Source organism: Arthrobacter mangrovi, assembly GCF_026011795.1.
GTDB classification, from domain to species: domain Bacteria; phylum Actinomycetota; class Actinomycetes; order Actinomycetales; family Micrococcaceae; genus Crystallibacter; species Crystallibacter mangrovi.
Genome location: NZ_BRVS01000004.1, coordinates 52,008 through 67,884 on the forward strand (window position 1 = coordinate 52,008; position 15,877 = coordinate 67,884).

At 67.4% G+C, this 15,877-nt stretch carries 14 protein-coding genes; 4 read left to right on the top strand and 10 right to left on the bottom strand.

The window, feature by feature from the left end; genetic code table 11:
* Positions 1–35 precede the first annotated feature (35 nt).
* Together AHIS1636_RS04375 and AHIS1636_RS04380 are read right to left on the bottom strand one after the other, a co-directional pair.
* On the bottom strand, positions 36–1,460 hold the full coding sequence (locus AHIS1636_RS04375; RefSeq protein WP_264794902.1) for an MFS transporter: 1,425 nt from the start codon (positions 1,458–1,460) through the stop codon (positions 36–38).
* A gap of 186 nt (positions 1,461–1,646) precedes the next feature.
* Positions 1,647–2,657 carry an EamA family transporter gene (locus tag AHIS1636_RS04380; RefSeq protein WP_264794598.1) on the bottom strand — a complete coding sequence of 337 codons (1,011 nt, stop codon included), beginning with the start codon at positions 2,655–2,657 and terminating at the stop codon, positions 1,647–1,649.
* Positions 2,658–2,772: 115 nt separating this feature from the next.
* Between AHIS1636_RS04380 and AHIS1636_RS04385 the strand changes: the two genes are divergently transcribed.
* Positions 2,773–3,348, top strand: a complete 576-nt coding sequence (locus AHIS1636_RS04385; RefSeq protein WP_264794599.1) for a CGNR zinc finger domain-containing protein — start codon at positions 2,773–2,775, stop codon at positions 3,346–3,348.
* A gap of 43 nt (positions 3,349–3,391) precedes the next feature.
* Entirely contained in the window at positions 3,392–3,757 is a 366-nt protein-coding gene (locus AHIS1636_RS04390) for a YtxH domain-containing protein (protein WP_264794600.1), read from the top strand.
* A 12-nt stretch (positions 3,758–3,769) separates the two neighbouring features.
* Here the strand turns inward: AHIS1636_RS04390 and AHIS1636_RS04395 are convergent, their stop codons facing one another.
* The 4 genes from AHIS1636_RS04395 to AHIS1636_RS04410 form a co-directional block, all read right to left on the bottom strand.
* The gene (locus tag AHIS1636_RS04395) at positions 3,770–4,618 is read right to left on the bottom strand and encodes a DUF1206 domain-containing protein (protein WP_264794601.1); all 849 of its coding nucleotides are present in this window, start codon (positions 4,616–4,618) and stop codon (positions 3,770–3,772) included.
* A gap of 27 nt (positions 4,619–4,645) precedes the next feature.
* Positions 4,646–5,050, bottom strand: coding sequence for a hypothetical protein (locus tag AHIS1636_RS04400; protein WP_264794602.1), 405 nt, complete (start codon positions 5,048–5,050; stop codon positions 4,646–4,648).
* Positions 5,051–5,230: 180 nt separating this feature from the next.
* Positions 5,231–5,791 (bottom strand): hypothetical protein, encoded by a 561-nt coding sequence (locus AHIS1636_RS04405; protein WP_264794603.1) that lies wholly within the window; start codon positions 5,789–5,791, stop codon positions 5,231–5,233.
* A 9-nt stretch (positions 5,792–5,800) separates the two neighbouring features.
* Positions 5,801–7,147, bottom strand: coding sequence for an MATE family efflux transporter (locus AHIS1636_RS04410; RefSeq protein WP_264794604.1), 1,347 nt, complete (start codon positions 7,145–7,147; stop codon positions 5,801–5,803).
* A 153-nt stretch (positions 7,148–7,300) separates the two neighbouring features.
* Here AHIS1636_RS04410 and AHIS1636_RS04415 point away from each other — a divergent pair, with 153 nt between their 5' ends.
* Together AHIS1636_RS04415 and AHIS1636_RS04420 are read left to right on the top strand one after the other, a co-directional pair.
* On the top strand, positions 7,301–7,798 hold the full coding sequence (locus AHIS1636_RS04415) for a MarR family winged helix-turn-helix transcriptional regulator (protein ID WP_264794605.1): 498 nt from the start codon (positions 7,301–7,303) through the stop codon (positions 7,796–7,798).
* Entirely contained in the window at positions 7,795–9,516 is a 1,722-nt protein-coding gene (locus AHIS1636_RS04420; protein WP_373875784.1) for an MDR family MFS transporter, read from the top strand. The genes AHIS1636_RS04415 and AHIS1636_RS04420 overlap by 4 nt, the downstream gene beginning before the upstream one ends.
* 43 nt (positions 9,517–9,559) lie before the next feature.
* Here AHIS1636_RS04420 and AHIS1636_RS04425 read toward each other — a convergent pair whose 3' ends face one another.
* The 4 genes from AHIS1636_RS04425 to AHIS1636_RS04440 all read right to left on the bottom strand — a co-directional run bounded on the left by AHIS1636_RS04425 (position 9,560) and on the right by AHIS1636_RS04440 (position 15,648).
* Entirely contained in the window at positions 9,560–10,429 is an 870-nt protein-coding gene (locus AHIS1636_RS04425) for a glycoside hydrolase family 25 domain-containing protein (RefSeq protein ID WP_264794606.1), read from the bottom strand.
* A gap of 218 nt (positions 10,430–10,647) precedes the next feature.
* Positions 10,648–12,726 carry an ABC transporter ATP-binding protein gene (locus AHIS1636_RS04430; RefSeq protein ID WP_264794607.1) on the bottom strand — a complete coding sequence of 693 codons (2,079 nt, stop codon included), beginning with the start codon at positions 12,724–12,726 and terminating at the stop codon, positions 10,648–10,650.
* 2 nt (positions 12,727–12,728) lie between these two features.
* Positions 12,729–14,459 (bottom strand): ABC transporter ATP-binding protein, encoded by a 1,731-nt coding sequence (locus AHIS1636_RS04435; RefSeq protein ID WP_264794608.1) that lies wholly within the window; start codon positions 14,457–14,459, stop codon positions 12,729–12,731.
* Positions 14,460–14,724: 265 nt separating this feature from the next.
* Positions 14,725–15,648 carry a LysR family transcriptional regulator gene (locus AHIS1636_RS04440; protein ID WP_264794609.1) on the bottom strand — a complete coding sequence of 308 codons (924 nt, stop codon included), beginning with the start codon at positions 15,646–15,648 and terminating at the stop codon, positions 14,725–14,727.
* Positions 15,649–15,877 lie beyond the last annotated feature (229 nt).

Sequence of the window (15,877 nt, forward strand, 5' to 3'; positions counted from 1 at the left end):
GGACAGCGCTTGTGGCGCGGCCCGCCCCGGCGGGATCAGCGGCTTGCGCTGAGTTCGTGGCCGGCGGGCTTGGACTCGCCGGAGGGGGCCGCGGCGGCCAGCACCGGCTTGCCCAGCATCGAGATGAACGCCGCGCCGAGCAGCATCGGAACGATGAACAGGAAGTACAGATCCGTCGGCTGCCACCCGCCGTCCATCAGGGCGCCGGCGATGATCGGCGAGGCGATGGAGCCGACCCGGCCCATCCCGATGACCAGGCCCAGAGCGGTGCCGCGGACTTCGGAGGAGTAATAGGTCGGGCTGATGGCCAGCATGCCGGCGATCGGGGCGTTGGAGCCGAAGCCGACAAGGAACGCCGCCAGCAGGGCGCCGTCCAGGGAGCCGGTGGAGAGCGAGAAGGCACCGAAGGTCAGGCCGCCGAGGATGAAGAAGACGGCCAGTACCTTGCGCATCGGGAAACGCGCACCGAAGAAGCCGAGGGTCACGGCGCCGACGATCGCGCCGACGCTGAAGAGCACACCCGCGTTGATGCCGTCCTGCTGGCTGAAGCCGCTGGCGGTGACCAGCTTCGGAGTCCAGGAGTTGGCGAAGTAGAAGCTGGCCATCAGGACGAAGTAGCTCAGCGAAATCAGGATGGTGCGGCGGGCATTGGCTCCGGTGAGCACGTCGCCGAAGCGGGACTTCTTCTTGGCGGGGGCCGGGGCGGCATCGGGCAGCACGGAGACGGCCGGCTGCTCGATGCGGGCCAGCACCTTGTTGACGCGATCCAGTGCGTTGGCCGGGCGCCGGACCAGCAGGTAGTCGATCGATTCCGGCACGGCGCGCCAGATGATCGGGATCATGACCAGGGTGATGATGGCGCCGAACATGAAGGCCGCGCGCCAGCCGTAGGCCTGGATCAGGACGCCGGTGATCAGGCCGCCGACCACGCCGCCGATGGGCTGGCCGATGCTGACCAGGGCCAGCGAGGTGGAACGGCGCTTGGCGTTGGCGAACTCGGAGGCGAGCACGTTGGCGGTGGCCTGCAGGGTTCCGACGGCCAGGCCGGTAACGAAGCGCAGCACGACCAGCAGGCCGTAGCTGGGCACGAAGGCCGAGGCCAGCATGCCGAGCGCGACGACGGTGGCGCCCAGCAGGAGGGTCTTCCGGCGGCCGATGATGTCCGCAATCGTGGAGACGAAGATCGAGCCGAGGGCCATGCCGACCAGCGCGGAGCTGAGCAGCATACCCAGCTGTCCGGCGCTCAGGCCCCAGTGCTCGGAAACGGCGTTGGCGCTGAACGCCATGACGAGCACGTCGAAGCCGTCGATCATGTACAGGGCGGCACAGACGGCGATAATGCCGATCTGCGTCCGCTTCATGGGTGCGGCTTCGATCCGCGACTTGATATCCATTCGGGGCCTAACTCTTGCTGATGCCTGGACCAACCGTGCAGCTCGGGAAGAAGATCGGTTCGACAGGTGAACGAACGTTCGGTATCAGTGAAAAAGTATATGGCCCCCGGCACGCCGCCGCGTGTCGACCGCCACACATTGTGAGCAAGCTCACCGCTAGGTTCGGCGTGGCGGGGTACACCCGGGGGCGGCGCGGTTCCGGCGGGCGGAACCAAATGGCGGGTGGAGCTGAAGTACGACGGCGTTGCCCGCCTAGGCTCCGGCGCCGCCGCGCTTCGGGACGGGAACCGGCTCCACCGCCTTGATCCTGCGCGGCTGCGACCGCAGTTCGTCGAGGCGCACCAGCACGACGCCGGCGACAATCAGCGCGCCGCCGAGCAACTGGATGGCCGCGGGCAGCTCGCCCAGGAGCAGCCAGGCCCAGAGCACGGCGAAGAGCACCTCCGTCAGCGACACGAAGGAGGCCACCTTGGAGCCCAAAATCCGCGCCGCCATGATCCCCGTGACATAGGACAAGACCGTGGAGAACAGCACGAGTCCGAGCATCGGGACCCACCATTCGGTGCTCCAGCCGGCCAGGGAGACATCGGCGGTGCTGAACCCCATGGGCACGGCGCGGACGGCGCCGAGCACCAGCATCACCACTCCGCCCACTAGCAGCCCGCCGGCCGCAAGCACCAGCGGCGGCAGCGAATCGTTCTGTTTGGCGGTTATGAAGAAGTAGATGACCAGGCAGACGGCCGCGCCCAGCCCCCAAAGCACGCCGGCGGGATCCATGCGGACGGAGCCGAACACGTCCAGCACCAGCATCAGCCCGGCAACGGACAGCACGGTCCCGGCCAGTGTCGCCGGCCGGGGCATGCGCCGGCTGGTTAGCCACAGCCACAGCACGATCAGCACCGGCGCGAGGAACTCCAGCAGCAGCGCCACGCCCACCGAGAGGGTCATCACCGCGTTGAAGTAGAAGAGCTGGCAGCCCGCTACGCCGATCAGGCCGAAGAGCACGATCGTCCTCCAGTTGCGCCGCACCTGGTGCCAGTATCCGTGCAGGGCCAGCATGGCGGGGATAGCCAGCACAAGCGCGGCGCCGATCATGCGGACGGCGACGGCGGCACCGGGCGTCCAGCCCGCCTCCAGCAGCGACTTGGCGAAAGACCCGGAGAGCCCGAACACGGCGGACGAGAGCAGCGCAATGCCCACGCCGGAGGCAGCCGCAGATGGAACTGCGCGGGCAGCCGGAACGGAGGCGGTTTTGCCGGCCATGGGACCTCGTCTATCGGATTGAGCCCTGTCCTCGGCGAGCGCGGGCGCAGCGGAGCGTCAGGGGCTAAAGCGGGTATAGTGCTGACAGTACTTTTGTTCCCGTTCAGGAGTCAAGATGGTTTTTGCCCATGACACCGAGACGTCGCTGATCCACGCGGCAAAGCTCATCAATACCGCCGAGCAGGAAGTCGACCAGCTCAGGACCGGGGCCGACCTGGACGAATTCCTCCGCGTCAATGGGTTTACCGGGTCGCGCACCCACACGATGCACGAGCTCCGCGCCGTCCGCCACCTGCGGCCGCAGCTGCGCGCCGTCTGGACCGCCGAGGAGGATGAGGCCGTGCGGCTGGTCAACAATATTCTGCGGAACGGCCGGGCGCTCCCGCAGCTCGTCAAGCATGACCACTGGGAGTACCACCTGCACGCCACCACGCCCGAGGCGCCGCTGGAGGTTCGGATGGCGGTCGAGGCGGCGATGGCGCTTGTCGACGTGATACGCGAACAGGAACTCGAGCGCCTGCGGGTGTGCGAGGCCGAAGACTGCAACGCCGTCCTGGTCGACCTGTCGCGCAACCGCTCGAAGCGCTTCTGCGACACCGGCAACTGCGCCAACCGTACGCATGTCGCCGCCTACCGCGCCCGCAAAGCTGCCGCCGACCCGTTGCGAATCCGCGAATCATCAGTAGGCTGAGGAATGGAGCGGTAACGCCCACCAACGAACTGGAGGAACGGCAATGATGAAGAAAGCGGTTTTTTTGGCAGGCGTCGGCGTCGGATTCCTGCTCGGCTCACGCTCCGGGCGGGAGAGCTACGAAAAGGTCAAGACGGAAGCCAAGAAACTCTGGAACGATCCCAAGGTCCAGAACAAGGTCTCCGAGAGCACCGAGTGGGCCAAGCAGAAGGCTCCGCAGGTGCAGGAGAAGGTCAGCGAGAAGGCCAAGGAAGTGTTCCACAAGAACGACGACGGCCACGGGGCGGGGCACGCGGCCACCGGCGCGGCCGGCACCACCAGCCCGGGCGTCACCGGCACGACCAGCCCCAACGCGACCGGCGAGTTCCTGCGTGACCCGTCCCGTCCTGACCAGGACCCGCTCGTGTAGCCCGCGAGGCCCCTACATCCGCCCGTACCGGGCCCTGATCATCGCGAATATGCCGTAGCAGATCAGCCCCAGGGCGATCGCCAGCAGTGCCGGAACACCGAACGGGTGTTCCGGCAGTGCTTTAAGGCTCCCGTCCAGGCCGGTCGACTCCGCCGGGTCATGCTTGAGCGTGGCTATCACGATCAGCAGCCCCATCAGCATCAGGGCCACGCCCTTGGCGATGTGGCCGAAGACGCCGAGGCCGTTGACGGTCCGGCCGCGCTTGGTCACGCCGAGGTTGAGCTCTTCCTTGAACTTCCGGCGCAGCGCCTTGACCACGAAGTAGATGCCGATGCCGAAGACCGTGCTACCCGCCGCCACCAGGAGGGCCACACCCGGTCCGGTGGCCAGCAGCGCGGCAGTCAGATCCTTGGTGGACTCCCCCGAGTCTGCGTGGCCGCCGAAGGCATAGCGCGCGAACGTCAGCGAAAACAGCCCGTAGGCAATGCTCAGCGATCCGGAGGAGATAGCTTTGGACACCCGCTCGCGCTTCCGCGGCAGGTGCCGGGCCCGCAGCGTCGCCTCGCTGAACTGCCACACGGCGAGGCCGGCGCAGCCCAGGAAGCAGCTCCACATCACGATCGGCCCGAACGGGGCGCTGGCCGCCAGTATGTCTACCGCACCGGCGGGATCCGCCTCGCCGTAGCCGCCGAAGGCGATCCGGACGGCGATGGCGCCGATGAGGATATGCACCAGGCCGAGCACAGCGAAGCCGAACCTTGCCAGCACGTCAAGCGTCCTGGTGTTGGAGAGCTCCTCGGCGGCGTCGGCCGTACGCGCCGCCAGCGAATCGGCCTGGTCCTCGCCGCTGAAATCCTGCACCGCAGCCCCTAGCGCACGGTACGCGGGTCAGGCGCTTCGGGGCGTCCCGCCGTCGTCGTTATTGTCCGGATCCGGATCCTCGGCGGCCGGCGTCCCCGGCTTGTGGCCCTCCGCATTCTTCCGGGGGTTGCCCACGCTGCCGGCTCCGCCGGGAATCTTCGAGGAGACGCGGTGGATGCCCGAGCCCTCGCTCAGGTGGTCAGGATTCTCCTTGCTGGCCATCGTCAGCACGGCCACCAGGAGCAGCGATGCGATGAACGCGATGCCCGCGGCGGTGATGCCCAGGTCCCAGCGCAGCTCGTGGCCGGCGCCGCCGGTGGAGAAGATCATCGTGAAGAAGCCCGCGATGACGGCGAGTACCGCCGAGAAGATCAGCGGCCCCTTGACGGACATCCGTGCCTCATTGGATGCTCCGGACGGCTTGGTCCCCACGATGAATCCTCCTGAATACTGCAAAGCTTTCCACACAAGTCTACCGGCTGTAGAAGAAGCCGGGCTTCGCGGGCAGGAAGCCGCGGGCGGAGCCGGCGGGCCATGGCGAACGTCCGGGGCAGACGGACGGTAGCGAACTGGCCGCGGCGAACCTGCGGCGGCGAACGCCCGGGGGCGGACCTAGGCGGCCGCGGCCTTCCGCGCATCGAACCGATAGCTGATCGCCGCGATGCCAAGCACGACGGCGATGATGATGGCCGAGCCGCCCAGCACGCCGAGCAGCGCGTGCGCACCGAGGTGCGTGAAGAAGGGCATGGCGACGCCGAACCCGACCGACACGGCGCCGGTGATGAGCCAGTCCTTGGAGAGCACGGATCCCTCTTCGCCGCGGTTCTGCCACCAGAGCACCAGTTCCGCGCCGCCGCCGATCAGCAGTGCGGCGGTGGCCAGGATCGTGAAGGCCGGAGGGGCCTGCAGCGCCATGGCCAGCAAACCGGCCACGGCGAAGGCCCCGGCCTGGAGCGTCAGCAGCGTGCGGTATTCCGCCGCCTCGGACCTGCGCGAGAGCATCCACACGGCGGCGCCGCTGAGCAGCAGGTAGAGCCCGCCGGCCACGGCCATGACGGCCTCGCCCGGCTCCTGCCAGAAGATGGTCAGGGCCCCGAAGAGCGCGGCCGCGAGGGCCCTCAGCATAACGGGTTGCCAGTAGGCTGCGGCCTGGGCTGCTCTGTTGGTGCTCACCCCACGAGTTTAGTGCGCCCCCGTGACCATCCACGCATCGTTGCGCACGCGCCAGCCGAGGGTCAGCGCGCGGGCGGCCATGTAGCCGAGCCCGAAGGCCGCCCACAGCCAGACCAGGCCCGCGGCGCCGGACAGCCGTCCGGCGTCGACCATGGCCAGCAGCGGCAGGTACATCAGGAGATTTACGACGCCGGAAACCGCCAGGTATTTGGCGTCGCCCGCCCCGATCAGCACCCCGTCCAGCACGAAGACGAAGCCGCAGATCGGCTGGCTGAGGGCCAGCAGCAGCACGCCGACGGCGAAGGCCTCCTGCACGGCCGGATCCGAGGTGAACATCCAGCCGATGTGCGGTCCGGCGAGCCCCAGGACCGCTCCGGTGAGCACCCCGAAGCCGACGCCCCAGACGATCATCCGGCGGGTCAGCGAATGGGCCAGCGGCTTGTTGCCGGCGCCGAGCTCCTTGCCGATCAGCGCCTGCGCGGCGATGGCGATGGCGTCCAGCGCGAAGGCCAGGAAGGTGAAGACCGTCATCACGAGCTGGTGCCCTGCCAGGCTCACCGGCCCCTGCGAGGTGGCGACGAAGACGGTGGCCAGGATGGCGATCCGCAGGCTCAGCGTGCGCAGCATCAGCCAGGAGCCCACATGCGTGGTGGACTTGATGCCGGCCCAGGTCGGCGCCAGCGGAATGCGGTACTTGACGGCGGCCCGGTAGACGATGGCCAGGTAGACCGCGGCCATGCCCCACTGCGCCAGGCTGGTGCCGAGCGCCGAGCCGGCCACCGACAGGTCCAGTCCGTACACGAGCGCGAAGTTCAACCCGATGTTGACCATGAACCCGATGCCCGCCACGAGCAGGGGCGTTTTAGTGTCCTGCAGGCCGCGCAGCACGCCGGTGGCGGCGAGGACGATCAGCATCGCCGTCAGGCCGGGCATCGACCAGCGCAGGTAGTCGACGGCGTACTCGTGGACCTCGCCCGCGGCACCCATGGCCGAGGCCAGCGCCGGTGCGCTGAACCAGCCCGCCGCGGAGAGGACGAGTCCCAGCAGCACGGCCAGCCAGATGCCGTCGCGCCCGATCGCCAGCGCGTCCGCGATCCTGCCGGCGCCGAGCATGCGGGCCACCGCGGGGGTGGTCGAGTATGCCAGGAAGACCATGAGGCCGACGGCGGTCTGCACCACGGTGGCGGCCAGCCCCACGCCGGCCAGCTGCGCCACGCCCAGGTGCCCCACGATCGCCGAGTCCGCCAGGAGGAACAGCGGCTCGGCCACCAGGGCCCCGAAAGCCGGGAGGGCCAGCGCGAGGATCGTGCGGTTCAGGCCCTGCCGGGGACGGATCGCGGTCTGTCGTTCAGTCACGCCTCCCAGCTTAAGGCGCGGCGGGACCGGGCCGGTTCTGAGGGCCGGTTCCGAAGACGGGTTCGGGATAACGACGGCGGAGGCACTGTTTAGTTGCCCAAGGTAAGTACTTAAGATATAGTTGCCTTAGTAAACGAACTACTTGAGGTACCCATGGCTGTAGAAACCGGCACCGCCGAACAACTCATCAGGAAGATCTACTCCTTCCAGCGCGCAATGCGCTGCGCCCACCACATTGCCGCGGATCCCGCCGGGCCCGGCGTCGCGCTCCAAGGCGTCATGCGGCTGATCGGCGACGCCGGCGAAGTGCGCGCCACGGATCTCGCCGACCGGCTCGGCATCGGGGCGGCCGCCCTGAGCCGCCACATCGCCGATCTGGAAGCCTCCGGACATTTGAAGCGGCGGCAGGATCCGGCCGACGGCCGCGCGTTCCTGCTCTCCCTCACCGACGAAGGCCAGACGAGCCTGCGGGCCGCTGCGGCGCGGCGGGCCGGTCTGCTGCAGGAGATGCTCGTCGACTGGAGCGACGAGGACGCAGCGTCGGCCGCAGCGACGATGGAGCGCCTCGCCGCAACCCTCGAGAATTCACTCCGCGCAAAGAAGCCGGGCCAGCACAATCAGCAGCAGAGCATTGCAGGAGCGGCCAAATGACAGCAACCCGCACGGACGTAGAACCCATCGAATCGCCGGCGTCCAAGCCGGACCCGGGCGGGATGAGCCACCGGCAGATCCTGCAGGCCCTCACCGGTCTGCTGGCTGCCCTGTTCACCGCGATGGTCAGCAGCACCATCGTGGCGAATGCGCTTCCCACCATCATGGCGGACCTGCACGGAACCCAGACCGATTTCGCCTGGGTCGTAACGGCCGCGCTGCTGGCGAATGCCGTGACGACGCCGATCTGGGGAAAGCTCGCGGACCTGTTCAGCAAGAAGCTACTGGTCCAGCTAAGCATCATCGTTTTCGTGGCCGGCTCCGTGCTGGCCGGCCTGTCCCAGGACATGCCCACCCTGCTGACCGCCCGCGTCATCCAGGGTGCGGCCATGGGCGGGCTGACCGCGCTGGCGCAGGCGATCATCGGCTCGATCATCCCGCCGCGCGAACGCGGCCGCTATGCGGGCTACATGGGTGCGGTCATGGCGGTGGCCACCGCAGGCGGCCCGCTGTTGGGCGGCTTCATCGTGGACAGCCCGCTGGGCTGGCGCTGGACCTTCTTTGTCTGCGTGCCCCTGGCGGTGGTCTCGCTCATCATGCTCCAGCTGACTCTGAAGATCAGCCATGTGCGCCGTCCGGCCAGGATCGACTGGCTCGGCTCCATCCTGCTGACCGCCGGCGTATCGATCCTGCTCATCTGGGTTTCCTTCGCCGGCAAGGCCGGCTACTACGAGTGGGTCTCGGGACGATCCGCGCTCATGGTGGGCACCGGCGTCGTTCTCCTGGCTTTGCTGGTGTTCGTCGAATCCAAGGTGGCGCAGCCGATCATCCCGCTGAAGATCATCACGGAACGCACCACGGCCCTGTCCATCATCGCCTCGGTTTCCGTCGGTATCGCGATGTTCGGTTCCACGACCTTCCTCGGCCAGTATTTCCAGGTGGCCAGGGGCGCGACGCCCACGCATGCCGGCCTGCTCATGCTGCCGATGATCGCCGGCAACCTCGTCGGTTCCACCGTTTCCGGCCAGCTGATCACCCGCTACGGCAAATGGAAGCGCTACCTGATCCTCGGCGCGGTCCTGGTCATCGGCGGTACCGGCCTGGCGGGCACCCTGGACCACCTGACCGCGTTCTGGGTCGTCAGCATCTACATCTTCCTGCTGGGGCTAGGCATGGGCATGCTGATGCAGAACCTCGTCCTTGCCGTCCAGAACACGGTCAACGTGAAGGACATCGGCTCCGCCAGCGCCTCGGTGGCGTTCTTCCGGTCCGTCGGCGGCGCCATCGGCGTCTCCGTCCTGGGCGCCGTCCTGTCCAACGAAGTTGGTTCCACCGCGGCGGCCGAACTGGAGAAGGCCGGCATTCCGGTCTCCGGCGACGCCAGCGGAGCGTCGCTTGACCTGACCGCGATGCCGCCCCAGGTGCGGGAGATCATGCGGGCGGCCTACGGAGACGGCACCGCGACCATCTTCCTGATTTCCGCCGCCATCGCCGTCATCGCGCTCGTTGCCGTCCTCTTCATCAGGGAAATCCCGCTGCGGCGCACCATTGAACTGAAGCCGACGACGGAGCATCCCGTCGAACCCGGACTGGCCGGAGGCACGGAACCCGTCTCCACGGGCACGGTTCCGGTCGTCCGGCGGACCCCGGCTCCCGTGGGTGCCGCATCCGGTGCAGCGGGGGAAACCGGGCCGGAGAGCCAGCCGCCGGGACGGTGATCCTGGCCCGTGCCGGGTCGGGGCAATCAGCGGCCTGTACGGGCTAGATGCAGGAGTAGTCGTAGTCGAAGCCGCGGGAGACGAACTGCGTCAGCGTCACCCGGCCACCGGGGGTCAGCGGGGCGGCGGCGCACTTGTTCTTGGCTCCGTTGAGCGTGCGGGCGCCGGCCAGCCAGCTCGGCAGGCTGTAGAGGTTGCTGGTCGGCGGCACCTGCCCGACGATCTGGCCCCACTGCGTGGACGTCGAGTACAGGCCGACGCGGGCCCCGATGCTCTGGAAGTAGGCGGTCATGCCTTCGAGGTCAGCCCTGTTGGCCTCCTGGTCGTCCGACCAGCTGTTCTCGGTTTCCACGTCCAGCCACCACAGATAGACCGTCGGGTTACTGACCCCGCGGAGATGGACGTCGTCGTAGGCCTTGGCGTAGCCGTACATGTAGGCACAGGCCGGGTCCACGCCGCCTTTGCACTCCCCGTAGGGGTTGCTGACGGTCGTGCCGCCATACTGGTTGCTGTCTGGCCACCATGAACCGGCGGTGCCGGGGTTTGCCGTGTTGACGTAAAGCGCGACCAGCGGCTGGCCGGTGCCGCCCGAGGACTTCTCCGCCCAGGCGAGCTGGTCCGCGAAGCAGGGGTTGGTGTTGTTCGCCAGGCCGCCGTTGACGCCGACGATGCCGAAGGCCTGCCCGGTCGGCAGCACCTTGCCGCACTGCGGCCAGGAGACATCGTTGCCCAGCGGCGTCGCGCTGGCTCCCTTCGCCGGGGCCGCGGCGGCACCCGGAGCGCCGGCAAGGCCGATGACCGCGGCGAACGCCCAACAGGCCAAGAGCAGTACCAGCCGGCGGAGGCCGCGCCGGCTCCCCTTGGAAGAGCTGCGGGCGGGTCGGGCTGGGGCGGCAGGAATCTCTGCAGGCATGCGGGGCCTCTCATCCGGACGGGCAAAGCTGACCGTTAGCTTCCTCCCGCCGGAAGCCGGAGGTCAAGGTTTCGGCCGCAGATTTCGTGAAGATGTCCCGCGCCCGAACCGTCCGCAACCCGACCTTCCCCTCCCGCCGACTGTGCAGCTGATGCCCCTTTCCGGCAGGAAACGGGCATCAGCTGCTTCCTCGATGACGGGGTGGCTACCCCGGCGGATCAGGCCGGGTCAGCCGCCGCGGCGAACTGCGACATGTACAGCCGGTAGTACGCGCCCTGGGCCTCGAGCAGGTCGGCGTGGTTGCCCTGCTCAACGATCTGTCCCTCTTCCATCACCAGGATGACGTCCGCATCCCGGATGGTCGAAAGCCGGTGCGCAATCACGAACGAGGTCCGGTCGGTGCGCAGCGCGGCCATGGCGTGCTGCACCAGCAGCTCGGTGCGCGTGTCCACCGAGCTGGTCGCCTCGTCCAGGATCAGCAGCGACGGATTCGCGAGGAACGCCCGCGCGATCGTGATCAGCTGCTTCTCGCCCGCCGAGACGTTGTTGCCCTCCTCATCGATCACCGTGTCGTAGCCGTCCGGCAGCGCCCGCACGAACCGGTCCACGTAGGTCGCCTTGGCTGCGGCCAGCACCTGCTCCTCGGTGGCGTCCAGGTTGCCGTAGCGGATGTTGTCGAAGATGGACCCGCCGAAGAGCCAGGCGTCCTGCAGCACCATGGCCACCTTGGAGCGCAGCTCGGCCCGGGTCAGGTGCGTGATGTCTACGCCGTCCAGCGTGATCCGGCCGGAGTCCAGCTCGTAGAAGCGCATCACGAGGTTGACCAGTGTCGTCTTGCCGGCACCGGTGGGCCCGACAATGGCCACGGTCTCCCCCGGCCGTGCGGCAAAGGAGAGGTCCTCGATCAGCGGCTTCTCCGGCGTATAGCTGAAGCTGACGCGCTCGAACTCGACGTGCCCGTCCGTCTTCGCCGGCAGCGTCCCGATGGCCGTATCCGGTTCCTGCTCCTCTGCATCGAGCAGCTCGAACACCCGCTCGGCGGAGGCGACGCCGGACTGCAGCATGTTCGCCATGCCCGCCATCTGGCTCAGCGGCTGGTTGAACTCGCGCGAGTACTGGATGAACGCCGTCGCGTCGCCCAGCGTCATCGACCCCGAGGCCACCCGCAGGCCGCCCACCACGGCGATGCCGACGTAGGACAGGTAGGAGATGAACTGCATGATCGGCATGATCATGCCGGAGACGAACTGCGCCCCGAAGGACGCCTTGTAGAGCTCCTCGTTCTTCTTCTCGAACTCGGCCAGCGATTCCTGCTCGCGGCCGAAGACGCGGACCAGGTCGTGCCCGCTGAAGGACTCCTCGATGTGCCCGTTCAGCGCGCCCGTGTTCTTCCACTGGGCGGCGAAGAGCTTCTGGCTGCGCACGCCGATCAGGCCCGCGCCCACGGCGGACAGCGGGAGCGCAATCAGCGCGATCAGCGCCAGCTGCCAGGACACGATGAACATCATGACGGTGATGCCGACCAGGCTCAGGGCGGACATGATCAGCTGCGCGAAAGCCTGCTGCAGCGCCTGCTGGACGTTGTCGACGTCGTTCGTCACCCGGGAGAGCAGGTCGCCGCGCTGCCGGGTGTCGAAGTAGTTCAGCGGCAGCCGGTTCAGCTTGGCCTCCACATCGCGGCGCAGGTTGAAGACCACGCGCATCACGATCCGGTTCAGCACGTAGCCCTGCAGCCACATGAACAGCGAGGCGACCAGGTACATGCCGAGCACAATCAGGATCAGCCGTCCGAGCAGGTCGAAGTCGATCCCGGCGCCCGGAGTCAGCGTCATTCCGGAGAGCATGTCCGCGAACTGGTCCTGCCCCTGCGCGCGCAGGCCGGCGATCACCTGGTCCTGGCTCACGCCGGCGGGCAGGTTCTTGCTGACCACACCGTTGAAGATGACGTCCATGGCGTTGCCCAGGACCTTCGGTGCAATGACGTTGAGGACGACGGCGACCAGTACCATCGCGAGGACGGCGAAAATCCCTGCCTTCTCGGGTTTCAGCAGGCCGAAGAGCCGTTTCGCCGAGGGCCAGAAATGCCGGGCCTTTTTCGTCGGTACGGCGCCCGGCCAGTGCCCGTCCGCCTCGGTGGGCTGGTACTCCTCCTCGTCGAATGTCCCGGCGAGGGCCTCGGCCTGCGCCTCCGCGGCGGCCCCCGGCGTGGGTGCGGCCACCGGCTCGATGGCCGGCGCGGTGTCGGGGTCCCCCGGCGGGGCCACCCGGGGTTCTGTTGCCCGGTTGTCCTTGTCCATGCTCAGGCCACCTCCTCGGCTGCGATCTGCGATTCAACGATTTCCTGGTACGTGGGCGAGGTCTCGAGCAGCTCCTCGTGGGTGCCCCGGTCCACGATCTGCCCGTGCTCCATCACCAGGATCTGGTCCGCATCGCGGATCGTGGCCACGCGCTGGGCAACGATGATGACGGTGGCATCCTTGGTCCGGGTCTTCAGCGCCGCCCGGAGGCGCGCATCGGTGGCCACGTCCAGTGCGGAGAACGAGTCGTCGAACAGGTAGACCTTGGGCTTGGCGACCAGCGCGCGGGCGATGCAGAGCCGCTGCCGCTGCCCGCCGGATACGTTGGTGCCGCCCTGCGAGACCCGGGACTGAAGCCCGTGCTCCCCCTCCAGCACGAAGTCCGCCTGGGCCACGGCCAGCGCCTCCCGGAGTTCCTCGTCAGGGGCATCCGGGTCGCCGAAGCGCAGGTTGTGCGCGATGGTTCCGGAGAACAGGTAGGGCCGCTGCGGCACAATCGCCACGCGCCGGGTGATCTCCTGGCGCGCAAGCTCGGTGACGGGAACGCCGTCGAGCAATACCTCGCCGCTGCCGGCGTCGAACAGCCGCGGCAGCATGGAGACCAGTGTGCTCTTGCCGGAGCCGGTACTGCCCACAATTGCCGTCGTCTGGCCCGGCCGCGCGGTGAAGCTTACATTGCTCAGCACCGGAGCCTCGGCCCCGGGGTAGGCGAAGGAGACGTTGCGGAATTCGACCGCGCCGGCTGCCTCCGCGGGAACCGTCGCCCGCTCGGGTTCGTGGATCGAGGGCGCCGCCTTGAGCACCTCGCCGATCCGCTCCGCGCACACGGCGGCGCGCGGGATCATCATCGCCATGAAGGTGCCCATCATGACTGCCACCAGGATCTGCAGCAGGTACTGCAGGAACGCGGTCAGCGCGCCGACCTGCATCTGTCCGGCATCGACCCGCAGGCCGCCGAACCACAGCACGGCGGCCGTCGCCAGGTGCAGGATCATGCCGATCGCCGGGAACATCAGCACGAACAGCGATCCGACGGCCAGGGACACGTCGGTCAGTTCACGGTTCGACTTGTCGAAGCGCCTGGCCTCGTACGGTTCCCGCACGAAGGCCCGGACCACGCGGATGCCGGTGATCTGTTCCCGCAGCACCCCGTTGATCCCGTCAATCCTGGCCTGCATGGTGCGGAACAGCGGCATCAGCTTCCAGACCAGGAAACCGACGACGACGAAAAGCGCCGGCACCGAGACCCAGACCAGCCAGGACAGCTGCAGGTCCTCGCGCACCGCCATGATGATGCCGCCCACGCACATGATCGGCGCCGACACCATGAAGTTCAGGCCCATCAGCACCAGCATCTGCACCTGCTGCACGTCATTGGTGCCGCGGGTGATCAGGCTCGGCGCGCCGAACTCGTTGACCTCGCGCGCGGAGAACCCGGCCACCTTGTGGAAGACGCCCTTGCGCAGGTCCCGGCCGACTGCCATAGCCGCCTTCGAGCCGAAGTAGACGCCCGCGATGGCGGTGGCCACCTGCACGAAGGCGACCCCCAGCATCACCGCTCCGGTGTTCCAGATGTAGTCGGTATCGCCCCGCGAGACGCCCTCGTCGATGATCTGGGCGTTCAGGCTGGGCAGGTAGAGGGCCGCGATGGTGGACGCCAGCTGCAGCACCACCACCGCCAGGACATACGGAAGATAAGGCCGCGCATAATGGCGGACCAGTTTGATCAGCATGAGCCGCTTTCTGAAACATTTCGGAAGACGATGTTCGGCGAAGACAACAAGGTGGAGTGACGGCGCCCTCGGTGAGGCGTTCCGGCGCATGAATCGGGCGCCGCTCGAAGAGACCGCAATTCAGATTAAGCCCCTGCCCGGGGCTCGTCTATCCGTCGAAAGGCGTATTCCGGACAGCTACCGCCCTGATCATCCGGGCTCCGCCCGCACAAGGTCCTGGTCCTCCTCCGCCTTGGGCAAATACGTCTTAGCCTCCAGGGGCCGCTCAGGTTGCCGCACGCGCGTCGAACTCTGCAACGGATTCCCGGAGAAGGCGGGCGACCGTGTCCGTAGGACCGTTTCCAGACCTCCGCCGGTCGAACCGCCGTAGAACGATACGTCGTGTTCCGAGCCCGGGCACGTCCAGGACGTCGACGCCATCCTGGACGACGCCGCTCAGCGCCATGGCCGGCACAACGGCAACTCCCTCCCCCGCGGCCACCAGCGCGAGGGCTGTCAACGTCTCTTGGTACTGATGGATCGTCGCCGTCCGGGCGCCTGTTGACTTGTGGAGCCTGCCGATGACCGAAGCATTGGCCGCTGAAGGTTCGACACCAATCCATGGAAGCGGCAGGCGGGCAAGGTCGACATTTTCCGTGTCGATGAGTGCTTCCGAGGGAACGACGAGCTTCCAAGGCTCGTCGAGCAGCGGCTCCTCCGACATTCCGGACGGAAGTGAGCGTTGTTCGGCCGTCGCCGAGTCGAGCTCCACCACGACGGCATCGAGCTCGCGCTGACGGAGCAACCGCAGCAGCGCAGGGAGGTCATCCTCGATGATCCGAATCTGCAACTGCGGATATTCGATGCGCCATGCGGGCAGGCGCGGGATCACCATGGTCCGAAGAAAACTGGTGAATCCCCCCACCCGCACAACGCCGGCGAGCTCCGCCCCGCCTTCCATGCGGGAACGAGCGACGTTGAGCGCCCGCTCAATTTCTTCGCCCGCTTCGGCTATCGCCAGACCGGCGGGCGTCAATACCGATCCTTTGGGTGTCCGCAGGACCAGCGCGTGCCCCGTCTCATTCTCCAGCTTGTTCAGTTGCTGTGACACGGCCGAAGGCGTAATCCTCAAGTCATCAGCCGCAGCAAGTATCCCGCCAGTACGGGCGATGGCCAGAAGCACGCGCAGTCGGCGCGGGTCGATTTCCATATTCAGTGGTTCTAAACCATAGGCGCGTGAGAAGGCAACGGATCTTAACCCTGCTCGTGGGTCAGCAGGCAGGAAAGCCAGTTAAAACGTCCCCCACTGTCAACAGCAATCCGGCGCTTGGGTGAGGTTTAGTTTCTCTAAACCTGGTCTGCAGTGGAATGCAATTGATCTAAATGACTTCTTCGCTGAAGATTGGCGCCATAACGGATATTCGGGCAGAGGGGGAGAT

Coding starts and splice junctions, on each gene's coding strand:
- AHIS1636_RS04385 (WP_264794599.1), top strand. CDS start 2,773: ATGGTTTTTGCCCATGACACCGAGACGTCGCTGATCCACGCGGCAAAG.
- AHIS1636_RS04425 (WP_264794606.1), bottom strand. CDS start 10,429: ATGCCTGCAGAGATTCCTGCCGCCCCAGCCCGACCCGCCCGCAGCTCT.
- AHIS1636_RS04435 (WP_264794608.1), bottom strand. CDS start 14,459: ATGCTGATCAAACTGGTCCGCCATTATGCGCGGCCTTATCTTCCGTAT.
- AHIS1636_RS04415 (WP_264794605.1), top strand. CDS start 7,301: ATGGCTGTAGAAACCGGCACCGCCGAACAACTCATCAGGAAGATCTAC.
- AHIS1636_RS04430 (WP_264794607.1), bottom strand. CDS start 12,726: ATGGACAAGGACAACCGGGCAACAGAACCCCGGGTGGCCCCGCCGGGG.
- AHIS1636_RS04420 (WP_373875784.1), top strand. CDS start 7,795: ATGACAGCAACCCGCACGGACGTAGAACCCATCGAATCGCCGGCGTCC.
- AHIS1636_RS04380 (WP_264794598.1), bottom strand. CDS start 2,657: ATGGCCGGCAAAACCGCCTCCGTTCCGGCTGCCCGCGCAGTTCCATCT.
- AHIS1636_RS04390 (WP_264794600.1), top strand. CDS start 3,392: ATGATGAAGAAAGCGGTTTTTTTGGCAGGCGTCGGCGTCGGATTCCTG.
- AHIS1636_RS04440 (WP_264794609.1), bottom strand. CDS start 15,648: ATGGAAATCGACCCGCGCCGACTGCGCGTGCTTCTGGCCATCGCCCGT.